General features: G+C 64.1%; 19 protein-coding genes. 7 read left to right on the forward strand and 12 right to left on the reverse strand.

From position 1 onward, the window contains the following. Positions 1–30: 30 nt before the first annotated feature. From LJ655_RS09340 to gspG, 7 genes are all read right to left on the reverse strand, one after another. Positions 31–534: a type II secretion system protein M gene (locus LJ655_RS09340; RefSeq protein WP_230560959.1), complete on the reverse strand. Its 504-nt coding sequence runs from the start codon at positions 532–534 to the stop codon at positions 31–33. After that, positions 531–1,940 (reverse strand): type II secretion system protein GspL, encoded by a 1,410-nt coding sequence (gspL, locus tag LJ655_RS09345; RefSeq protein WP_230560960.1) that lies wholly within the window; start codon positions 1,938–1,940, stop codon positions 531–533. Before gspL ends, LJ655_RS09340 begins: the two co-directional genes overlap by 4 nt. 28 nt (positions 1,941–1,968) lie before the next feature. Next, entirely contained in the window at positions 1,969–3,072 is a 1,104-nt protein-coding gene (gene gspK, locus LJ655_RS09350; RefSeq protein WP_230560961.1) for a type II secretion system minor pseudopilin GspK, read from the reverse strand. Between the two features lies 1 nt (position 3,073). Then, positions 3,074–3,745: a PulJ/GspJ family protein gene (locus tag LJ655_RS09355; RefSeq protein ID WP_230560962.1), complete on the reverse strand. Its 672-nt coding sequence runs from the start codon at positions 3,743–3,745 to the stop codon at positions 3,074–3,076. Further along, complete coding sequence (gspI, locus tag LJ655_RS09360; RefSeq protein ID WP_425605789.1) at positions 3,723–4,166, reverse strand: type II secretion system minor pseudopilin GspI; 444 nt, start codon at positions 4,164–4,166, stop codon at positions 3,723–3,725. The genes LJ655_RS09355 and gspI overlap by 23 nt, the downstream gene beginning before the upstream one ends. 1 nt (position 4,167) lies before the next feature. Beyond that, a complete protein-coding gene (locus LJ655_RS09365; protein ID WP_230560963.1) occupies positions 4,168–4,707 on the reverse strand; it encodes a GspH/FimT family pseudopilin in 540 nt (179 codons plus the stop codon). A gap of 178 nt (positions 4,708–4,885) precedes the next feature. Beyond that, on the reverse strand, positions 4,886–5,350 hold the full coding sequence (gspG, locus tag LJ655_RS09370) for a type II secretion system major pseudopilin GspG (RefSeq protein WP_230560964.1): 465 nt from the start codon (positions 5,348–5,350) through the stop codon (positions 4,886–4,888). A gap of 135 nt (positions 5,351–5,485) precedes the next feature. On the opposite strand from gspG, the gene LJ655_RS09375 reads away from it, so the two are divergent. Further along, positions 5,486–5,899 carry a general secretion pathway protein GspC gene (locus LJ655_RS09375; RefSeq protein ID WP_230560965.1) on the forward strand — a complete coding sequence of 138 codons (414 nt, stop codon included), beginning with the start codon at positions 5,486–5,488 and terminating at the stop codon, positions 5,897–5,899. A 69-nt stretch (positions 5,900–5,968) separates the two neighbouring features. Here LJ655_RS09375 and gspF read toward each other — a convergent pair whose 3' ends face one another. Genes gspF through gspD form a run of 3 tightly spaced genes read right to left on the reverse strand, consistent with a single transcriptional unit; the run spans position 5,969 to position 11,068 of the window. Further along, a complete protein-coding gene (gene gspF / locus LJ655_RS09380; protein WP_230560966.1) occupies positions 5,969–7,186 on the reverse strand; it encodes a type II secretion system inner membrane protein GspF in 1,218 nt (405 codons plus the stop codon). 4 nt (positions 7,187–7,190) lie between these two features. Beyond that, positions 7,191–8,705 (reverse strand): type II secretion system ATPase GspE, encoded by a 1,515-nt coding sequence (gene gspE, locus LJ655_RS09385; protein WP_425605792.1) that lies wholly within the window; start codon positions 8,703–8,705, stop codon positions 7,191–7,193. Positions 8,706–8,707: 2 nt separating this feature from the next. Next, the gene (gene gspD, locus LJ655_RS09390) at positions 8,708–11,068 is read right to left on the reverse strand and encodes a type II secretion system secretin GspD (RefSeq protein WP_230560967.1); all 2,361 of its coding nucleotides are present in this window, start codon (positions 11,066–11,068) and stop codon (positions 8,708–8,710) included. Between the two features lie 497 nt (positions 11,069–11,565). Here gspD and LJ655_RS09395 point away from each other — a divergent pair, with 497 nt between their 5' ends. Then, positions 11,566–12,009, forward strand: coding sequence for a lytic transglycosylase domain-containing protein (locus LJ655_RS09395; protein ID WP_230560968.1), 444 nt, complete (start codon positions 11,566–11,568; stop codon positions 12,007–12,009). A gap of 145 nt (positions 12,010–12,154) precedes the next feature. After that, on the forward strand, positions 12,155–13,525 hold the full coding sequence (locus LJ655_RS09400; RefSeq protein WP_230561100.1) for a GTP-binding protein: 1,371 nt from the start codon (positions 12,155–12,157) through the stop codon (positions 13,523–13,525). Positions 13,526–13,623: 98 nt separating this feature from the next. Here the strand turns inward: LJ655_RS09400 and LJ655_RS09405 are convergent, their stop codons facing one another. Beyond that, positions 13,624–13,902 carry an HU family DNA-binding protein gene (locus LJ655_RS09405; protein WP_013090989.1) on the reverse strand — a complete coding sequence of 93 codons (279 nt, stop codon included), beginning with the start codon at positions 13,900–13,902 and terminating at the stop codon, positions 13,624–13,626. A gap of 269 nt (positions 13,903–14,171) precedes the next feature. Then, on the reverse strand, positions 14,172–14,351 hold the full coding sequence (locus tag LJ655_RS09410; RefSeq protein ID WP_230560969.1) for a hypothetical protein: 180 nt from the start codon (positions 14,349–14,351) through the stop codon (positions 14,172–14,174). Between LJ655_RS09410 and mnmC the strand changes: the two genes are divergently transcribed. From mnmC to LJ655_RS09430, 4 genes are all read left to right on the forward strand, one after another. Beyond that, complete coding sequence (mnmC, locus tag LJ655_RS09415; RefSeq protein WP_230560970.1) at positions 14,350–16,317, forward strand: bifunctional tRNA (5-methylaminomethyl-2-thiouridine)(34)-methyltransferase MnmC2/FAD-dependent 5-carboxymethylaminomethyl-2-thiouridine(34) oxidoreductase MnmC1; 1,968 nt, start codon at positions 14,350–14,352, stop codon at positions 16,315–16,317. The two genes, LJ655_RS09410 and mnmC, sit on opposite strands and share 2 nt — an antisense overlap. A 973-nt stretch (positions 16,318–17,290) precedes the next feature. Beyond that, positions 17,291–18,496, forward strand: a complete 1,206-nt coding sequence (locus LJ655_RS09420) for a cation:proton antiporter (protein ID WP_230560971.1) — start codon at positions 17,291–17,293, stop codon at positions 18,494–18,496. An 87-nt stretch (positions 18,497–18,583) separates the two neighbouring features. Continuing rightward, on the forward strand, positions 18,584–19,699 hold the full coding sequence (locus LJ655_RS09425; protein WP_230560972.1) for a YbdK family carboxylate-amine ligase: 1,116 nt from the start codon (positions 18,584–18,586) through the stop codon (positions 19,697–19,699). 574 nt (positions 19,700–20,273) lie between these two features. Further along, positions 20,274–20,912 carry a MarR family winged helix-turn-helix transcriptional regulator gene (locus tag LJ655_RS09430; protein WP_230560973.1) on the forward strand — a complete coding sequence of 213 codons (639 nt, stop codon included), beginning with the start codon at positions 20,274–20,276 and terminating at the stop codon, positions 20,910–20,912. The last annotated feature ends 71 nt before the right edge of the window (positions 20,913–20,983 follow it).

Below are 20,983 nucleotides of genomic sequence, written 5' to 3' on the forward strand. Positions count from 1 at the left end.
TCGAGATCCTGTAGCGAGCGGCGCGCGTCGTTATTTCGCGGTCGATGGTTGCAACGCCACCGTCAGGTCCACCTGGCCGTCGTCCTTCAACGCGGTGATATGAGCCTCCGCGACCTGCACCTTGAACTGCTTGCGCACGTCATCGACCCACGTGGTCCAGGCGGGAAACGCCACGTTTTTCATCTGCACCTGCACCGCATTGCCAACGAACTGCACCTGCGTCGCGGCGAGGCCATGCTCGCCGAGCGATGCGCTCAGCGCGTCCTTGAGCGCCGCGCCGGTCGGCGCGACACCTTGCGCGGCCGCCGACAGCGAGCGTGCCTCGTTGGCCTGCGCGGTCATTTGCGCGAGCTGGCGCTGCAGACTGGGCAGTGACTCACGCAGATGCGCACGGCCTTCCTGCGCAGGCGCCCACAGCACCGACCATGCAATCGCCACGGCGAGTGCAACGCCGCCCCACGTCAGCAACGCTTTTTCGCGATCGGTGCGCTGGTCCCAGAAGCCAGCCCATGTCTGAGCGAGTTCAGCTTTCATTGTCCGTTCCTGATGGTCCATTTGCCGGTACTGCTGTCGATCGCGCCGGTGAGGCCGTTGCGCGCGAGGCGCTGGGCGAAGTCGGGGTCGACCTTGATCGCGGGTTTGAAGGTCACGTCGAGGCGATGCTCGTGATAGTCGAGCGCGGCGATACCGTTGACCGGCAGCGGCGACAGAGAGCGCGCGAGGCCGTCGGCGAGCGCGAGGAAATCTTCCGGTGACAGCTCGCCCGCCGCGACCCGCAATTGTTGCACCTGACGCGCCATCTGATCGGGCGCGTCGAGCACGACGGTGGTCTTCGGGAACGTGTTGAGCAGCAGCTCCGTCATCTGCGTATTGATCGCGTCGCGCTGGCGCGAGAGCATCAGCCACTGCACGTTCGCGCCGATGATCGCGACGACGAGCGCGGCGATTGCGAGCGCTATGGGCAGGCGCAGACGCCGCAGCGTCGCGCGATCGAGGCGCCACGGCTGCGACGCGAACTCGAACTGGCACAGGTCGAAGCGGCATTCGAGCCCGCGCCGCGCGAGCTGCTCGAACGGCAGCGGACTCGCGCCGTGGACGTGCGCGGCGAGCCGCGCCGGACTCGTCGCGGCGTGGCCGGCCTCGTTGCCCGGCACCTCGGTCAGCATGTACAGCGAGACCGGAGCCGCACCCGCGAGCGCGGCGAGGGTTGCATTGACCGCATTGGCGGGCGCCGCGAAGCCTTCGCCCTGCATGCCGCGCGCAATCGCCAGTTCGACGCGCGGCACGCCGCTGTCGAGCGCGCCTTCGACGAGCAACGCGGGCCCGGTCTGCACCACCGCACCGAGCACTGCCGCCACCATCGGCACGATGGACGGCGCTTCGGGCGCCACCACTGCCTCGACGCCCGGCAGCGTCGTCGCGACGCTCGCCGCGCCGGCCATCACCGGCTCGCGCGCGTCGGCTGTTTCATTGACGCCCGCGGCTGCTTCGGCCACCGGCGGCTGCGGCAGGCAACGCGTGACCGGCACCGCCCGCAGACTGCGATGACCGGCCGCCGTGAACGCCTCGCAGATGAAACGGAACCAGCCGCGATCGACGATCGCGAGCAGCTGCCGGCCATCGCCGAGCCTTTGCGGATCGACCGCGATATGGCAAGTCTGCGGGTCCTGGATCAGTTGATCCTCGACGATATTGGGCAGCGCCTGGCGCAGCTTCGGCCCGCGTAGCGGCGGCAGCGTCGCGGGCATCAGCAGCAGGTCGCGCGCGGCGACCATCAGCACCGTCGTGCTCGCGCGCGGCAGCAGCGCGAGTGCCGAGCGGCCGGCGCGCTGCGTGCGCCCCGACTTGTCGAGCAGCAGAAATGTCAGCTCGGGCAGTTGCCATTCCTGCGAGGACACCGCCGGATCACGCGGCGGCAATAGGACGATCAGCGTGCTCAAAGGCCACTCTCTCTGTGGATTGCGATATTCATAGTTGGTCTTGTACCCGCACGATACGCGTGGTGTGAGTCAGCGGATCGCGATAGACGAGCGTCGTGCGATCCACTTCGGCGCGCTCGTGCTGCACACTGCCGTGGACTAAAAAGTAGCTCGAATTGACGTCGAACTGGTTCTGATCGACCGACACCGATGGCACGCCGGCCGCGGTCAGCGCGAGCGACACGTCGCCGATGTTGCGGAAGAACACAGTTTGCCGCCGCGCGACGAGTGCCTGCGCTTGCGAGAGCGCCATGCCCGGCACCACCGCCGCGATCACTTCGGCCGACGCCGTGTTCATGTTGATCGCGGTGACGGTCGGCAGCACGGTGACGAACGGGCGCAGGCGCGCAATGATCTCCGGCGCGTACCCCGGAATGTCGAGCAGCGAATCGACACTCGTCATCAGGAGCGGCGCGACCGCCACGTTGTCGTCGCCGTCCTCGATGCCGGGCTGATTCTGAAAGTTGCCGCCCGTCATACCGCCGCCACCGACCTGCTGCGAGCTGCTGATCGAGGTGCCGGTCTGAAAGCGCGTCGCCGATTGCGACAGCCCCGCACGCATGTGCAGCGCGGTGACTTTGGCGAGCTGTCCGCTCAGGCCGAGCGACACGAGCAAACGCTGATACGCAGCCGTCTGCTCGGCGCTGACCTGCATCACGCCGGGCGCCGGACTCGCGACCAGATTGCGCAGATTGAATCGGGATTGCGCGTCCTCGATCGAGCCCGACAGGTAGGTCGCCGCACCTTGCTCCGCGCGCACCTCGCCGATCTGCCCGAGAAAATCGGACAGCCGTGTTTTTGCGATCGGCACGCCCCACAGGCCGCCCAGATACGTGATGCCCGCCGACGTATCGCCTTCGGAGCGCAGGATCAGCCGCGTCCAGTCGAGCGCGCCGCGCGCGATCCACTGCGCCTGCGACAGCAGCCGCTGATTCTCGATGCGCCGGACCTGGACCTGCTGGCGCCACAGCATGCCGGACACGAGGATCGCCGACAGCGCGACGACGAGCAGCGCGCTAATGATGGCCGCGCCGCGCTCGCGTGCACGCGAACCCGATGCGGATTTTTTTGGCAGCGACGACGAGAACGTCATCTCATTCTCCGACCAGAAAAACGCGCGTGATCGGCCGCGCGAGCGAGGTCGCGCCGATGCTGACCTCGAGCCCCGTCACCGAGCGCGGCATCGGCGCGTTGCCGAGCTGCGGCACCTTCAGGTTGTTGATGGCCTCCGTCATCGCGGTTTGCACGTCGTTCATCTGTGTGGTCCAACCGAGCTTCGCTACATACATGCGCGCCGAAATCGAACCGACGCCGCCCATCAGCGGCACCGAGCTCCAGCCTTCGTCGCCGCCGTGCAGCGCGCGTCGCAACTCGCCGACGTTGCCAAGCGGCGGCGACGCGTAGCGCACCACCCGGCCGTTCGAGATCTGATAGCGCACCACCTGAAGACGCGGCGCGATGCCCGGCAGCACCATGTGCCTGACGATCTGCAGCGTGTTGCCGTTGATCGAAATTGCGGGCTCGCCCGAATCGTCGCCGGCGGCCTGGCGCGCATCGATGCGCATCTGGTCGAACAGCTGCGCGAACACGCGCTCGTCCTCCATCGCGTTCGTGATCGTCGTGCGGCCACGGATGATCTGATCGAGCCCGCGCCACGACAGCACGGCGATCACCGCGAGGATCGCGATGGCGACCAGCAGTTCGATCAGCGTGAAGCCGCGCGCGCCGTATCGGCCGCGGCGCTCACAGCGAGCGGTTGGTTTCATTCGCGACCACCGTGACCATCTGGGCGAGATTGCCGGTTTGCCCGGGCATCGTCACCATCACTTCGATACGGCGAAACACCGGATTGGGCGTCGCCGTCACATTCTCCGTACAGAGCAGTTGCAGATTGCCTTGCGAGCAATCGAAGCTCGTCGAGCCGATGTCCGGCCATGCATGCTTCAGATGCAGTTGCGCGAGCGCGTTGTCGGCGCTCCAGCCGGCGAGCAGACGCCGGTGCAGATCGGCTTCGCCGCTCGCGAGACTGCCGACCGCGCGCAGCGACGCGGCGAGCGCGACCGCGATGATGGCAAGCGCGACCAGCACCTCGATCATCGTGAAACCGTGCACCTTGCGGCCCACGCCGTAGCGCGTCTTGAAAAGGGAAGGCGGGCTCGCGGCCCTGCCGTAACGACGCATCCGCATCTCAACGCACCTCGTAGCGGCCATTGCCGGTACCGACGATCGTCGCCTGGCCGGCCGCCGAAAACAGCGTGACCTCCACCGGCACGTCGATCGCTTCGGTACCGAACACGATGCGATCAGTTTGCGAATCCGAGCCCGGGTAGCTGATCGCGACGCCGGTTACACCGCCTTCCCACTGACGCGGTCCGAGCAGATCGTCGCGCAGCGGGCGCCAGCCGTCCTCGGTGCGCTGATCGAAACGGAAGCCGCCCTCGAACGGCCGCCACGCGATCGGCCGCGCGCGCACCTGCGCTTCGTCGCCGGCGGATTCGAACAATAGCGCGAGACGCTGTGCTTGCTCGTTCAGGTCGGTGCGCGGATTACGCGTCATCGTCACCGCGGTCAGCGACACGAGCAGGCCCGCGATCACGAGCACGACCATCATTTCGAGCAGCGTGAAGCCGCCCGCGCGGCTGCGGCGTTGGCGCAAGCGCGGCCGCGAAGCCGTACACGGAGTGTTCACGCGGGACTTGCAAGCGGACGTGCGCATAGTGCCGGTCATCGACGATCAACGAAAATTCAAACTGCACTGCATCGGTGAAGCACGCGCGCCTTGACGCGCCGCGAAAATCGCGGCGCGGCGGGCAGGGCGCCCGGCGAAACGAGCGGCCAAACCGGTGGCAAGGAGGGCGCGTACATGAACATCATCGAGGCTGGCGGGAATCTGGGGTTCGGCCAAACTATTGCCAGGACCCGACGTCGGCATCGTTGCCTTCGCCACCCGGTCTGCCGTCGGCGCCGTAGCTGAACACGTCGATCTCGCCATGCACGCCCGGATTCAGGTACTGGTACGGATTGCCCCACGGATCGTTCGGCAGACGCTCGAGGTAACCGCCCTCCTTCCAGTTGTTCGGTACCGGGTCGGTGGAGGGCTTTTCGATCAGCGCGCGCAGGCCCTGTTCCTGGGTCGGATAGCGGCCGTTGTCGAGCCGATAGAGCTTCAGCGCCTGCATCACGGTGCCGATATCCTGCTTCGCGGCGACGCGCCGCGCTTCGTCCGGACGGCTCATGATCTTCGGCACGATCAGCGCGGCGAGAATGCCGAGAATCGCGATCACGACCATGATTTCGATCAGCGTGAAACCGCGCTGACGACGGCTGCGCGAACCCGCGTTGTCAGCGCGGCGAATGGTCGACAGTTGCATAGCTTGCTACCTCTTTTCAGGTGAATTTTTTGACCCGGCCGTCAGATTGAACACGCCGGGCCGGTCATTTTAATGTCATGCAGTTGGAGGGCTTCAACCCACCGCAATTTTCACAATAGTCCGTACAATGTGCGCATGAACGCCATCCAGATCCGCCTCCTGTCGCTCGCGGTGTTCGCCGCTTTCTGTGCGACGCTGACCTACTGGGTCATCACCCTCACCACGATGTCGGGTGCGCCGTTGCCGGCCGCCGCCGCGCATGCGCAGGTCTCGACCGACCAGGCCGCGACGCTGTTCGGCGGGCAGCTCACGCGCAACGTCAATCAGGACATCCATCTCTTCGGCATCCTCTCGTTGCGCGAAGGCGCCGCGGCGATCGTCAGCGTCGGCGGCGAGCCGCCGCACGCGGTGTCGCTTGGCAGCACGCTCATGCAAGGCACCAAACTCTCCGAAGTTCGCGCCCGCTCGATCATCATCGACCGCAACGGCGCCCACTCCGAAATCTTCCTGCCCGCCAACGCCGGCAGTCCTACCATCTACGTGCGCTGAAATCCGAAACGATTGCGCGGCTGATGCGGTACGCCGCGCGATCCTTTCTGTTCCTTCCTCGCGCTGCCGCTACTGCACGAGGTTGTTCAGCTCGATGATCGGCAGCATCACCGCGAGCACGATCACGAGCACCACGCCCCCCATCGCCAGGATCAGCAGCGGTTCGAGCAGGCTCGTCAGGAACATCGTGCGACGCTCCAGTTCGCGCGCTTCGCCGTCGGCCGCGCGATCGAGCATCGTCGTCACGTCGCCGGTCGCTTCGCCCGAGCGGATCAGGTGCACGAGCACCGGCGGAAACGTCTTCGTGTTGCCGAGCGCGCGCGACAGCGACGTGCCTTCGCGCACCCGCACGATCGCGTCGTCGATGTTCTCGCGCATCGCGTTGTTGCTGAGCGTTTCGGCCGCGGCCTGCAACGCGCGCAGAATCGGCACGCCCGCCGCGGTCAGAATGCCGAGCGTGCTCGCGAAGCGCACGGTGTTATAGCCGCGCACGAGCTTGCCGATCAGCGGCGCGGTGAGCAGCCAACGGTCGAACGCGAGACGCGGCGCCGGTTGCCTGAGCGTCGCGCGCACCAGGTAGACGGCCACGAGCACGCCGATCAGCATGGCCCACCACCAGTGCCGCACGAAGCCGGAGAGCGCCATCATCACGATCGTCAGAAACGGCAGTTGCTGTTTCGTGCTCGCGAACACGTTGACGACCTGCGGCACCACATAGCTCAAAAGGAACGTGACGATGCCGAACGCGATGAACGTGACGATCGTCGGATACGTAAACGCCAGCACGATCTTCTGCTTCAGCGCGTTGCGCTGCTCGATATAGTCGGCGAGCCGCGACAGCACCAGACCGAGCTTGCCCGTGTGCTCGCCGGCCGCGACGAGCGCCCGGTAGATCTCGGGGAAATCCTTCGGATGCTGCTGCAGCGCGTTGGCAAGCGAATGACCGCCGAGCACTTCGGCCCGAATCGCCGCCATCAGCTCACGGATGTAGTCGCGCTCCGACTGCTCGGTCAGCACCGCGAGCGCTTCGTCGAGCGGCAAGCCCGCGATCAGCAGACTGGCGAGCTGCCGCGTCAGAATGGCCTGCTCGCGCTGCGACAGACGACGCCCGAGCGCGAGCCGCCGGTTACGCTCGCCGCGCGTGCGCGATGCCGCTGGTTCGACGACGAGCGGAGTGAGTCCCTGCGAACGCAGGCTCGTGCGCGCGCCGCGCGCGCTGTCGGCGTCGAGCACGCCTTTTTGTGGCTTGCCCGCCGCGTCGATCGCTTCAAAACGAAATGCCGGCATGGGCTTATGCTCCGCCCGTTACGCGAATCACTTCTTCGAGCGACGTCAGTCCCGAGTCGAGCCAGCGCTCCGAATCCTCGCGCAGTGTGCGCATGCCCTGCGCACGGCCGGCTTCGAGAATCTCGGCATCGGCCGCGTTACGGTGGATCAGCGAGCGGATCGTTTCGTCGATCAGCAGCAGCTCGTAGACGCCGCGCCGTCCCGCATAACCGGACTGGCCGCAACGGTCGCAGCCGACCGGATGCCAGCGCTTGCTGCCGTCCTCTTCGGTGCGCTCTTCCCGGCACACCGGGCACAGGCGCCGCACCAGCCGCTGCGCGAGCACGCCGAGCAGCGACGACGCCAGCAGATACGGCTCGACGCCCATGTCGGTCAGACGCGTGACGGCGGATGCCGCATCGTTCGTGTGCAGCGTCGCGAGCACCAGGTGGCCGGTCAGCGATGCCTGCACCGCGATCTGCGCGGTTTCGAGGTCGCGGATTTCACCGATCATGATGATGTCGGGGTCCTGACGCAGAATCGAGCGCAACGCGCGTGCGAAGCTCATGCCGATCCGCTCGTTGACCTGGGTCTGGCCGATGCCGGACAGGTCGTATTCGATCGGATCTTCCACCGTCATGATGTTGGTGGTCGCCGTCTCCAGTCGCGACATCGACGCATACAGCGTCGTGGTCTTGCCGGACCCGGTCGGGCCGGTCACGAGCACGATGCCGTGCGGCTTGCCGATCAGCTTGTCGAACTGGGCGAGCGTGTCGGACGCCATGCCGAGCGCTTCGAGATTGAGACGCGTCGCGTCTTTTTCGAGCAGACGCAGCACCGCGCGCTCGCCGTGACCGGTCGGCAGCGTCGATACGCGCACGTCGACCGGGCGGCCGCCGACGCGCAGCGTGATGCGGCCGTCCTGCGGCAAACGCTTTTCCGCGATGTCGAGTTGCGCCATGATCTTGATCCGCGAGATCAGCGCGCCGTGCAGCGCTTTTTTCGGCCGCACCACGTCACGCAGCGTGCCGTCGACGCGAAAGCGCACCACGGACGCATTCTCGAACGGCTCGATGTGGATGTCGGACGCCTGCTCGCGCGCCGCTTGCGTGAGCAGCGCATTGATCATGCGGATGATCGGCGCGTCGTCTTCCGACTCGAGCAGATCCTCGACCTCGGGGATGTCCTGCATCAGACGCGACAGATCGACTTCGCCTTCCACTTCTCCGACTACCTGCGCGGCGCTGCCGTCCTGGCGCGCATACGCCTGGTTGATCGCCTGCGCGAGCTCGTCGGCGGGCAAGCGCACGACCGACAACGCGCCGTAATTGCGCGCGACTTCGGCAAGCGCGGCTTCGCTCGTGCGCTCGCTGATCCAGACTTCGAGGCCGTCGCCATGCTGATGCGCGACCAGAATCTGGCCGCTGCGCGCAAAGCCATACGGCACGAGCCGGGCGGCCAGCGGCGACGGCGCCGCGCGCTCGCCGGCGGCGTCGCCCTCCAGCGGACGTTGCGGTTGCGCGGTTTGCGCGGGCGTCAGCGTCACGGATGCACTCCCGGCGACACCGTGCTCGGCGCCACGCCGCTTGCCGGATCGACGACGGCAGGTTGCGGGACGGGTTGCGTCATGGGCTGCACGGCGGCTTGCGGCGCGGCCTGCGGCGGTACTTGTTGAGGAACCTGTTGAGGAACCTGTTGCGGTGCCTGCTGCTGGCGGCGCATCTGATTCAGGTCGAACAGGTTCATCGCCGGCACCCCACCCTGGCTCGGGCCGACCGGCATCGGCGGCACGACTGGATCGTCGCGATCCTTCATGACTCTATTGTCCGAACGGTACGCACCCTGCACACCCTGGATGTAGTCGTAACGGTTCGCCGAGACGGCCTGCGTGGTTTCGCGGTCGGCGAGGATCACCGGGCGCAGGAAGACCATCAGGTTGGTCTTGTCGCGCGTCTTCTGCTCGGAGCGGAACAGCTGGCCCAACCAGGGAATGTCGCCAAGCAGCGGCACCTTGCTGTTGCTGACCTGATAATTGTCCTGCATCAGGCCGCCGAGCACGATGATCTCGCCGTTATCGCACAGCACGGTCGACTGGATCGAACGCTTCGTGAATTCCGGACCCTGCGGGTTGGTCGCCGCGTTGTTCGTGCCGTTCACGATCGCCGAGTCTTCCGTGTAGAGCTGCAGCTTCAGAATGCCGCCATCGGTAATTTGCGGCTTCACGTGCAGCGTCAGACCGATGTCGACGCGGTCGAACGTGTTGAAGGCCGTACTCGTCGTGCTGCTCGTCAGGTTCGAGTACGAGCCGGTCTGGATCGGCACGTTGGTACCGACGATGATCTTCGCTTCTTCGTTGTCGAGCGTGATCAGGTTCGGCGTGGACAGCACGTTCGCATCGGCGGTCTGCGACAGCGCCTGCAGCAGCGCGCCGAGACCCTGCACGCCGAAGATGTTGTGAATCCAGCCGACGTTCAGGCCCTGTTGCAGGGCGCTCGCGCCCAATGCGGTCGCGAGGCCGCCGGTGCTGGTGGCCTGCGCAGCCGCGGCCGTCAGGTTGATGATGCTGTTGCCCGAGCCAGTCGCCAGGTTGGTGCCGGCAAACAGGTTACCGTTCGCGATCTGCCACTGAATGCCAAGGTTGCCGCTCGTATTCGAATTCAGCTCGACGATCAGTGCCTCGATATACACCTGCGCGCGACGCGCATCGAGCTGGTCGATCACGGCGCGCAAATTACGGTACACCGCCTCGGGCGCCGTGACGATCAGCGAGTTGGTCGCCGCGTCGGCGGTGATCATGCCGCCGCCCTGGTCCTCGGTGCCCTTCTCCTTCTCGCCACCGAGGAAGCCGCCGGACTCCTTGCCCGAACCGTAGCCGCCGCCCATCGGCGACGTACCCAGTGAACTGCTGCCGAGACCACCCGACGGCAACGGGGCCGTGCCGGCGACGCCCGTCGACGTGCTGCTGCCGCCCCCACCGCCCGTGTTCTGGTTGAAGGAGTTGGCCTCGTTCGCGCCAGCTTGTGAAGCACCTTCGCCACCGGCGCCCTTCCCGAGCATCGCGCGCAATGTGCGCGCGAGCTTCGTCGCGTCCGCGTTGCGCAGCGGCACGACGTGAATGTTGCCGGGCATCGTGGTCGGCACGTCGAGCTGCTTCGCGAGTTCCTTCGCCGCCGCGAGACGCGCGGTGTTCGACGCGCGCATCAGCAGCGAGTTGGTGCGCGCATCAGAGGAGATCGACACCTTCAGCGTCGCATCGGTGCTGCCGATCGCGCCCGGGTCGAGCATCTTGTTCATCTGTTGCGCGATGTCGATCGCGTTCGCGTTCTTCAGCGGCACGACCGCAACCGCCTGGCCCGCAGCGCTGTCGATGCCCGCGATGATTTGCGCGATGCGCCGAACGTTGTCGGCGTAATCGGTAACGACGATCGTATTGTTGGCAGGGTAGGCCGCGACGGTATTGTTCGGCGAGATCAGCGGACGCAGCACCGGCAGCAGATTGTTGGCCGATTCGTTCTTTAGTGTGAAGACCTGCGTGACGACCTGGTCGCCGCGCGCGGTCGGCGCGTTGCCGACATAGGTCGGCACGCCTTGCAGCTTGGCGTCGGCCTCGGGCACCACTTTCAGTACACCGTGATCCTGTACGAGCGCGAAGCCCTGCATGCGCAGCGCGGACTGCAAGGTCTTGAGCGCCTGATCCTCGGGCACTGCGTTTTCGGACACGAGGTTCAGTTGTCCCTTCACCCGCGGATCGACGATGATCGTCTTGCCGGTTGCAGCGCCGATCGCTTTCGCGACCTGATCGATGTCGGCATTGACGAAGTTCAGTGTCACCTCTGCCTGTGCTGTTTGCGCGGTGATCAGTCCAGCCACCAGCAGCGCCGTTGCAACGCGACGCAAAGCCATACAATTTCTTCTCATGGGATGTGATATCGATGCCGGCAGCCTCTGCCACCGACGGTCATGCGACGCGGACCTGGCAGCAAACCGCCGCCCAGTCGGCCTGTGAGCCCGCCTTAACAGCAAACTTCGCTTGCAACTCAGGCGCCCCGACGTCCGAAAAAAACGAACAGTAACAGCTTTTCATGTCGGATTTGAAACAAAACGCGCGACTTATGCGAATCCGCTAAAGATCGCCTCGGCCGTTATTGAAATGAAAGCGAACCGGCACCGTGCGCGCCCGACATCAACCGGGTTTCTGCGGTCTTATGTCGGTTAGCCAACTTGACGATGATCGGACTGCCGGTATGATACGAGCCGTTCGACTCGCTGTTCTGTGTTCGCTGACGCGGGTTTTCCCCGATGCTGCACAAACGCCCGGCCAGCTTGCTATTGCGGCCGGACCGCGGCCGGCAAACTGCCTTACCGATCCTTACCTCGAGCTTATTTAGTCGTCTTGACCGATGAAACGTCCGCTCGTCACCGTCGCCGCTACGCTCGCGCTGTTTGCCGCAACCGCCTCCGCGCGCGCCGACTGCTTCGACGAAGCAGCGAAGTATCAGAAGGTCAATCCGCTGGTTTTACGGGCAATCGCCTGGCAGGAGTCGCATAACCGGCCGGATGCCCAGCACAAGAATGCGAATGGCTCGACCGACTACGGCGTGATGCAGATCAACTCGGTGCATCTGCCGGTGCTCGCGCAGTACGGGATCTCGCAGGGCACGCTGATGGAGCCGTGCAAGAACGTTTATATCGCGGCATGGCATCTGCGCCACCAGATGAACAAGTACGGCAATACCTGGCAGGCGGTCGGTGCATACCACTCGGAGACACCGGCGTTGCGGGACAAGTACGCCCAGCAGATCGTCGCGATATTACGCAGCTGGAAGTTGATGCCCGCGCAGTAAGCTACTTCTCACGCTGCGGCTCGCACGGGCCGCGCCCGTTTTGATGCACAATGCGGCTTCATGCTGCCGCCGCGCCGTCGCAGGGCCGACGGACATGGCCTCCCGCCCCGGCACGCCTTCCAATCTTCCCGTATTCCGTACCGCGATGAACCAGCCGCTATTGCCCATCACCGTGCTCTCCGGTTTTCTGGGCGCGGGCAAGACCACGCTCCTGAACCGTATCCTCGCGAATCGCGCCGGCTTGCGCGTCGCGGTGATCGTCGAGGATCCCACCACCGTCAATATCGACCCGGCGCTCGTGCGCACTCCTGCCGAGCCGCCGCGTGTCGGCGACCAGAACGTCGAGCTCACGAACGGCTGCATCATCTGCCGCGCGCGGCACGACGGGTTACCGAACGAGATCCATCGCCTCGCCGGCGAAAAGCGCTTTGACGCGTTCGTGATCGAGTCGGCCGGCGTCATCGAGCCGTTGCAGATCGCCGAGACCTTGATGTTCGGCGACGGCAACGACGGCGCGTCACTTGCCTACGTCGCGCGGCTCGACACGATGGTCACGCTCGTCGATGCGTTCAACTTCCTGCGCGACTATGCGTCGGCCGACGCGCTCGCCGAGCGCGGCATTGCGGTCACCGAAGACGACGACAGAACGATCGTCGAATTGCTGATCGAGCAGATCGAGTTTTGTGACGTGCTTGTCGTGAACAAGGTGGATCTCGTGGGCGCCGACGAACTCGCACGTTTGCAGCGCATCCTCGCGCGCCTGAACCCGCGCGCGGTGCAGCTCGTGAGCCGCTTCGCCGACGTGCCGCTCGACCAGGTGCTGAACACCGGGCGCTTCGATTTCGACGCAGCGTCGAACGCGGCGGGCTGGCTCGCGGCGCTCGAGGACGAACATCAGCACGAACACGGTGCTCAGCACGGCCACACGCATCACAGCGAAGCCGACGAATACGGCGTCGGCGATTTCGTCTATCGCGCGCGGCGGCCCTTTCATCCGCAGCGGCTTTGGGATTTGCTGCATCAGGAGTGGAAGGGTGTGCTGCGCAGCAAGGGTTTCTTCTGGCTCGCGACCCGCAACGATATCGGCGGCTCGCTATCGCAGGCGGGTGGCGCTTGCCGGCACGGTCCGGCGGGCATGTGGTGGGCTGCTCAGGACCGCAGCGAATGGCCGGAAGGCGACGACGAGCTGGCCGCCGAAATCGCCGCGGACTGGTACGGCGCACCGGACGATCTGAGCATCGGCGATCGTCGTCAGGAACTGGTGCTGATTGGCGTCGATATCGATCCCGCGATCTGGCGCGCGAGGTTCGACGCCTGTCTGCTCACCGACGACGAATACGCGCTCGGGCCACAAGCCTGGCAGCAGTTTCCCGATCCGTTCCCGGCGTGGGACTTCGATGACGACGATCACGATCACGACCATGATCACGGCCGCCATCACCATCATCACGGACCCGGCGACGACTGCGAGCATGGCGCACATGTCCACGGCGAGACCGCGCATCGTCACGACTGAGCGAAGCTCACGCCGCGTTTGAAGCACACCGCGCGGACGAAAAAAAACCCGCCGTTGGCGGGTTTCTCGCGGGTATCGACTACCCGACAGTAATCTGCTTAACGCTTGTTGACGGCGTCCTTGAACGCCTTGCCTGCCGTGAACTTGACGGTCTTGGCGGCCGGAATCTTGATAGTTTCGCCGGTCTTCGGATTGCGACCCGTACGCGCTGCGCGCTTGCCCGAACCAAAGCTACCGAAGCCGATCAACTGGACAGCCTCACCCTTCGACACAGACTTCTTGATCACTTCAAGCAACGTGTCCAGCGTTTCACCGGTTTGAGCTTTGCTGGCGCCCGTCTGTCCTGCGACAGCATCGATCAGTTCCTGTTTGTTCATTAAGGTTCCTTTCTGAGTTTAGGTTGATACGAACAGCGCGACCGCGCCGATTATACGTGCGCGCACCGCGCCGTCGAGCAGCTGCGGTCCTGATCGTGAAGATCTCTCGCGCCGGACAGAAGCCCCATCCGGCGGCCGTGCTGCCGCTCCCTTCGCGGCGCTTGCTATGATAGCGCAGCGCAAACCCAATCAGGATAAGGGTTTCGAAGAAATGCGCGGTTCTCGGGCCGTTCGCGCATGGAAACCGGAATTTTGCCCCTGCGCACCCCCTAAACGAGTGCTGAAACCCAGTCCTGGCGGGGCTTGGCGTTGGTTTTTTCCAACGCAGCAAAGCGCCCGGACGTGTTCCGATGGGTCTTTTTGGCCATGTCGCGCGCCGGACGCACCGACTTTGACCATCGAACCTGCTCTTTCGGGCGTCCTTTTTGAGCGTGTTTTTTCTCGCGCATGACCGATCCGCTGATCCCCGCCGTCCTCGCTTTTCGCCCCAACGGCAGCCCCTTTTCACCGCTCTACGACGACATCTATCACAGCGCCGTCGGCGCGCTCGAGCAAGCTCACCACGTCTTTCTGCGTGGCAACGAATTGCCCGAACGATGGCAGCGCCGTCGCACGTTCACCGTGCTTGAAACCGGCTTCGGCATCGGCATCAACTTTCTTGCGACGTGGGCTGCGTGGCGCGCTGATCCCGCACGCTGCGAGCGGCTGCATTTCGTGTCGGCCGAGAAGCATCCGTTTAGCGCGGCCGATCTGCGCCGCGTCCTCGCGATCACGATCTCCGATCCGCTAATCACCGAACTCGCGGACGCGCTCGCTACCGCATGGCCGATGCTCGTGCCCGGCACGCACCGGCTCGAATTCGAAGGCGGCCGAGTCGTGCTGACGCTGATCTTCGCCGATGCGGTCGAAAGCCTGCCCGCGTTGCGGCTGCGTGCCGACGCGTTTTATCTGGATGGCTTCGCGCCGGCCAAAAATCCGGAGCTGTGGAGCCCGGCGATATTCAAGTCGCTCGCACGCGTCGCGGGCGATGATGCGACCTTCGCCACTTACAGCAGCGCGGGCGACGTCAAACGTGCGCTGACGCAATGCGGCTTCGAGTATCGGAAGGTCGACGGCTTCGGCTGGAAACGCGCGATGCTGGTCGGCCGCTTCGCGCCGCGCTGGCGCGTGCGCCGTCATGAGCCACCCGCGCCGTTCGCGCACGATGCGCGACATGCGGTGGTGATCGGAGCGGGGCTGGCTGGCTGCGCGGTGATCGAACGGCTCGCGGCACGAGGTTGGCGCGTGACTTCACTCGAGCGTCATGCGTCGGTGGCACAGGACGCGTCCGGCAATCCGGCCGGCGTCTTCCACCCGATGATCTCGCGCGACGACAGCGTCGCGTCGCGCGTCACGCGCGCGGGCTTCCTGTACGCGCTCAATCGCTGGGCCGCGCTCGAACGGGCAGGGCACCGGCTCACGCGGGGCGATCGCGGCTTGCTGCAGATCGCCGCGGACGATGACGAAGCGAGCGCGATCAGCGACGCGATCGCTACATTCCGCTATCCCTCCGACTATGTGACGCCCGTCAGCGCGGCCGATGCCGCGCAACTCGCCGGCATGCCGCTCGCGCGTGGCGGCTGGTTCTTTCCGCGCGGCGGCTGGATCGAGCCGGCCTCGCTGTGCGCGGCGCAGCTCGCCGCGGCAGGCGGGCTGCTCGAACGACGCTTCGGCGTCGACGTCGCGCGCCTCGAACGCTGCGGCGATCAGTGGACCGTCTTCGATACCGCGGGCACTGCGCTCGCGCGTGCACCGGTCGTCATCGTCGCGGGTGCACATGAAGCTGCGCGCATCGCCGGCTTGCGATATGCGCCGACGCGCAGCATTCGCGGACAGTTGAGCTTGTTGCCGGAGGGAAGCGTCGCGCCGCTCGCGTTGCCCGTGATCGGCGAGGGCTACGCGGTGCCGCTCGCGAACGGCGTCACGCTGACGGGCGCTACCTATGAACTCGATGACACCGACACGACACTGCGTGCCGACGGTCATCGCGAAAATATCGAGCGCGTCGCGCAGATGCTTCCCGCGTTCGCAAGCGCACTCGATGCCGCGCCGCTGACCGCGCTCGCAGGTCGCGTGGCGTTTCGTTGCGTGACCTCCGACCGCATGCCGATGATCGGCCAGCTCGCCGACGAAGGCGCGGCTTCGCGTGACGCCGCACGCCTGCGCGGCGCATGGCCGCTCGATCTGCCACGCGTCGACGGACTGTACGGCGCATTCGCCTATGGTTCTCGCGGGCTGGTGTGGGCCGCGCTCGGGGCTGAGCTCATTGCATCGCAAATCGAAGGCGAGCCGTGGCCGCTCGAACGCGATCTCGCCGAAGACATCGACCCTGCGCGCTTTTTGCTGCGTGCGTTGCGGCAGGGAACGCTCAGTTAACCGGCTCCGATTATTTCGAAGTTAACCGGTGCGTCGGACAGATCGGCGCCGGCCACCGGCTAGGCCCCGTTAACCGGCGTTCCAGCTTATCCACCGCAACCTGTGGAAAACTGCGCAGTTAACCGGCGCAAGTCGTGTGGAACCGTTGTGGACGTAAACGGGGTAACTCGAACGTCGCGGAAAAGCGCGAAAAGTTGCTCGCGTATACCGGCGGCTGCCGCACATGCTGTGCATGCGGTTGTGCGGTCTGCAACCTGCTGATTTATTTCCGTAAACGTGAGTTATCCACAGCAACAGAGGCATCTTGTTAACTGTTACTACGTATACATACGGTAAACCAGTAAACAGCAAAGCCGGGGGCTAGCGCCCCGCCTATCGGACTAGCTGAATTCCGCTCGAATTCGCGTAATCAAATCTGCCATCGCCTCACGTAAACCTGGACGCCTTTTAACGGGCGAGCGGTTAACGCAAAAGAAACGACACATGCCGTGATAACACTGGCGCTCGAGTCCGCTCTTCGCGACGCAGTCAAAACCGGCCGGTATGTCGAAAAGAGGTCGCTTTTTCCGTTCATCGCGAAAATAAGGTACTTATTTACCGTTTTGCCAGCGAGTTAGCGTCTTTTCGATCAATGTGGAAAAAGCTGTGGCACAATCCCCGTTCTTTTCCGCGTCGTGCCACCGCATCTGAGGGCAAGCGCAGCAATGGAACGGTGCCGGTCAAACAGAATCTGATCCGAAGTCGACGACGTTCCTTCACCGTGCCTGTCGCACCAGCCGCATCCGTGAATGTGCCGGACTCTGTGCGGTTCGTTGCGGCCGCGGCGCATTCCGATCATCCGATCATTGAAACCTCGCAACGCTGACTTCGCGAAGCGCTTGCGACTACGAGCGCTTTCGGTTCGCTCGTGCCACGGCGTGCGTCTGCGTCGGTTCGTGTCGTCTGCCGTTGCTGCCAAGGAGAACCCATTACGATGAATTCGGCGTTTTCGTTTCTGCCAGCGTGGCCGCTATCACCCGATGCCATTTTCTGGGCAGGTCTTGCGTTGCTTGCCGCCGGTCTGTGCGGTGAGCTCTGCTATCGCGCGTGGCGTCTACCGCGTATTTCCGGCTATGCGGTGATCGGCCTCGTGGCCGGCGCTGCCGGCTTTGGCGTGATCGATGCGGAAGCCGCGAGCGCCGCGCGGCCGCTGCTCGACGTCGCGCTCGGCCTGTTGCTGTTCGAACTGGGCAGCCGGCTGGATCTGCGCTGGATTCGCCGTAACCCATGGCTGATCCTGTCGAGCGTCGCCGAGGCCACGCTGACTTTCGTGCTGGTACTGCCGGTGCTTCTGTTTCTGCGCGTGCCGTTGATGGTCGCGACCGTACTCGCCGCGATCGCGATGGCGACATCCCCGGCGATGATGATCCAGCTCAAAACGGAGCTGCGCGCCGAAGGCCAGGTCACGCAGCGTCTTCTGACCTTGACCGCGCTGAATAGCATGTATGCGGTCGTAATTGAAAAGCTCGTGTCGAGCTGGCTGCATCAGGAGGTTTACGGCAACGTGTTGGCGACCATCCTACAGCCGGTGTATCTGCTGGTCGGCTCGCTCGTTCTCGCGTACCTGCTTGCGCGCACCTGCACGTTCTTTTATCGGCGCCTTAACATGCACGACGAGCATTCGTTCGTCGCGCTGTTCGGGCTCGTGCTGCTCGCCATCGCGATCGCGCATCTGTTCAAGCTGTCCACGATTCTCGCGCTGCTCGCCGCGGGCATCATCGTGAAGAATCACGAAGCGCGGCCGCAGTTGTGGCCGCAGCATTTCGGCACGGCCGGCTGGCTACTGACGGTTATCCTGTTCGTGCTGACGCTCACGTCGTTCGAGTGGAAGCACATCGCGTTGGGCGGAGTGGCGGCGCTGGGCCTGATTGTTGCGCGGCTCGTCGCGAAGCTGGCCGGTGTGCTGGCGTTCGCGAAGCCGAGCGGCCTGAACTGGAAGCAGGGCGTCGCGCTCGGGCTGTCGTTGTCACCCATGTCGGCGCTTGCGTATCTGCTCGTCGACGATACGTACAACCTGTATCCGAATTTCGATCCGCAACTGCGCGCGATCGTCATGTGTTCGATATTTGTGCTGCAGATTCTCGGGCCGTGGCTCGTTTATCGCAGCCTTGCGCTCGTCGCCGAACGGCGCGAGGCGTAAGCGTGAAACGCGCGTCTGGTTGATTCGCGCGTTTCACGAACCCGTTTTCAACACCTTCGCTTCAAACGACCTGATCCAGGGGACGCTATGTCACTCGAACCCTTCATCGATTCGAAACCGTTCACGTTCGGTATCGAACTCGAAATGCAGATCGTCAATACGCACGACTATGATCTGACCAAAGCCGGCACGGACCTGCTGCGCCTCATCAAGGATGAAAAAATCCCCGGCAATATCACGCCGGAGATCACCGAAAGCATGATCGAGCTGTCGACCGGCATCTGCACGTCGCACGAGCAGGCGGTCGCCGATCTGCGCAAGATTCGCGACACGCTGGTGTCCGCGGCCGACCATCTGAACGTCGGCCTGTGCGGCGGCGGCACCCATCCCTTCCAGCAATGGAGTGAGCGGCAGATCGTCGATACGCCGCGCTTTCAGTATCTTTCCGAGCTGTACGGCTATCTCGCCAAGCAGTTCACCGTGTTCGGCCAGCATGTGCACATCGGGTGCCCGAATCCGAACAGCGCGCTCTATCTGCTGCATTCGATGTCGCGTTTCATCCCGCATTTCATTGCCCTGTCCGCGTCATCGCCTTTCGTACAGGGGGTGGATACCGGGTTTCATTCGGCACGGCTCAATTCCGTATTCGCGTTTCCGCTGTCGGGCCGCGCGCCGTTCGTGCTGACGTGGGACAGCTTCGAGGAGTATTTCTCGAAGATGGTCCACACGGGCGTGGTCAACAGCATGAAGGATTTCTATTGGGACATTCGGCCGAAGCCTGGCTTCGGCACGATCGAAGTACGGGTGATGGACACGCCCTTTTCGGTGGATCGCGCCGCGGCTATTGCCTGCTACATCCAGACGCTCGCGCGTCATCTGCTGCTCGATAAGCCGATCACGCCTCAGGAAGACGACTATCTGGTCTATACCTTCAACCGGTTCGAGGCGTGCCGCTTCGGACTCGGCGGCACCTGCATCAATCCGCAAACCGGGGAACGCAAGACGATTTCCGAGGACATCCTCGAAACGCTCGATCGGATCGCACCGCACGCGCAAGCGCTCGGTTCGGTCAATGCGCTGGCCGAAGTCGGCGCGATCGCGCGCGGCCAGGTCAATGACGCGACGTGGCTTCGCAGCGTATTTGCGCAGGAAAAGTCTTTGCACGAAGCGGTGCGGCAGCAGTGTTTGCAGTGGCGTGCGTAGTCACGAGGACTGCACGTAAACCGTTTGCGTGCGCCATGTACGCCACGTTTCGACGAAACCCGCCACGCGCGGGTTTTTTTTCGTAAGAATTTTTTTATGATTTTTCGCGCGCCGAGCCCTTCAGGTTTTTCGAAACTTTACGTATACAAGCGTAGTATTCGTAAGCAGGCTTGTTAAAGTCTGTGGACAACTGAATAATTTCTTGCAAAGTCAACGCGCTGGCGAAATGATAACTGGGCTCGCGAAATCACTGTCGGCCAAGCCCGGCGGGAAGAACCGAGGAATCGTTCAACTTGCTGCAAGTGCTTGTTGCGAAACGGTGCACAGGCTGTCCAAAGGTTTTCCCCGGCTTATCCACAGCCCCCGTTGGATAAGTTAGCTGTACGATTTGCAGCTCTCGCATAGAATGTCGTTTTTCGCCGCCTCGAGCCCCCGAGGCGGTATATTTTTGAGATAGATAGCAAAAACGGCTTCATCCGCGGTTGGGAGAAGCCACCACACACACGCAACGGGCGTATACCGGCAGGCAGTCGCCGGCATTGCACCCGAACAGTAAATAAACGAATCGAAGATTATGAGCGAAGGCGTATACGGAGAACAGGCAACCGGGCGAGTGACCCACAGCCTCTTGCGATTGAGCACGGCGATGCGAAGCCAGGCTTGGGAATGGGCGGAAGGCGCAGGCCTGACGCCGACCCAGGGCGAAATTCTCGTGCTGTTGATGCAACGCAAGGGGCCGATGCGTCTCGGCGAAATCGCGCGTGAAACGGCGCTGACCGCCGCGACCACCAGCGATGCGGTGAGCACGCTCGAAACCAAGGGCCTCGTCGAAAAGCGTCGCGCGCTCGACGACGGTCGCGCGCTCGCGGTACGCCTGACCTCGCGTGGCCGCACCGCCGCCAAACGTGCGGCGCAATGGCCGGACTTCCTGAGCAAGGCGGTCGGTACGCTGCGCGACGAGGAGCAGGCCGTGTTCTATCGCACGCTGCTCAAGACCATCTATCAGCTCGAAGCGCAAAATACGATCCCCTCGCATCGCATGTGCCTGAGCTGCACGCATCTCCAGCCGAGCAAGAATCCAAAGAAAACGCCGCATCATTGCGCGCTGCTCGACCTGAACATGGCGGACACCGATCTGCGTCTCGACTGCTCCGTGCACGAAACCGCTGACGTCGCCACTCAAAAGAAGACCTGGAAGATCTTCGCCCAGTAACGCGGCGCCTTGCGGGGCAATCCGCTAACATGGTTTGGCCGGCAGCGGCGGGCGGCAGGCGCCGCCTGTCT

This window comes from Paraburkholderia translucens (assembly GCF_020881035.1).
In the GTDB taxonomy this organism is placed as follows: Bacteria; Pseudomonadota; Gammaproteobacteria; order Burkholderiales; family Burkholderiaceae; genus Paraburkholderia; species Paraburkholderia translucens.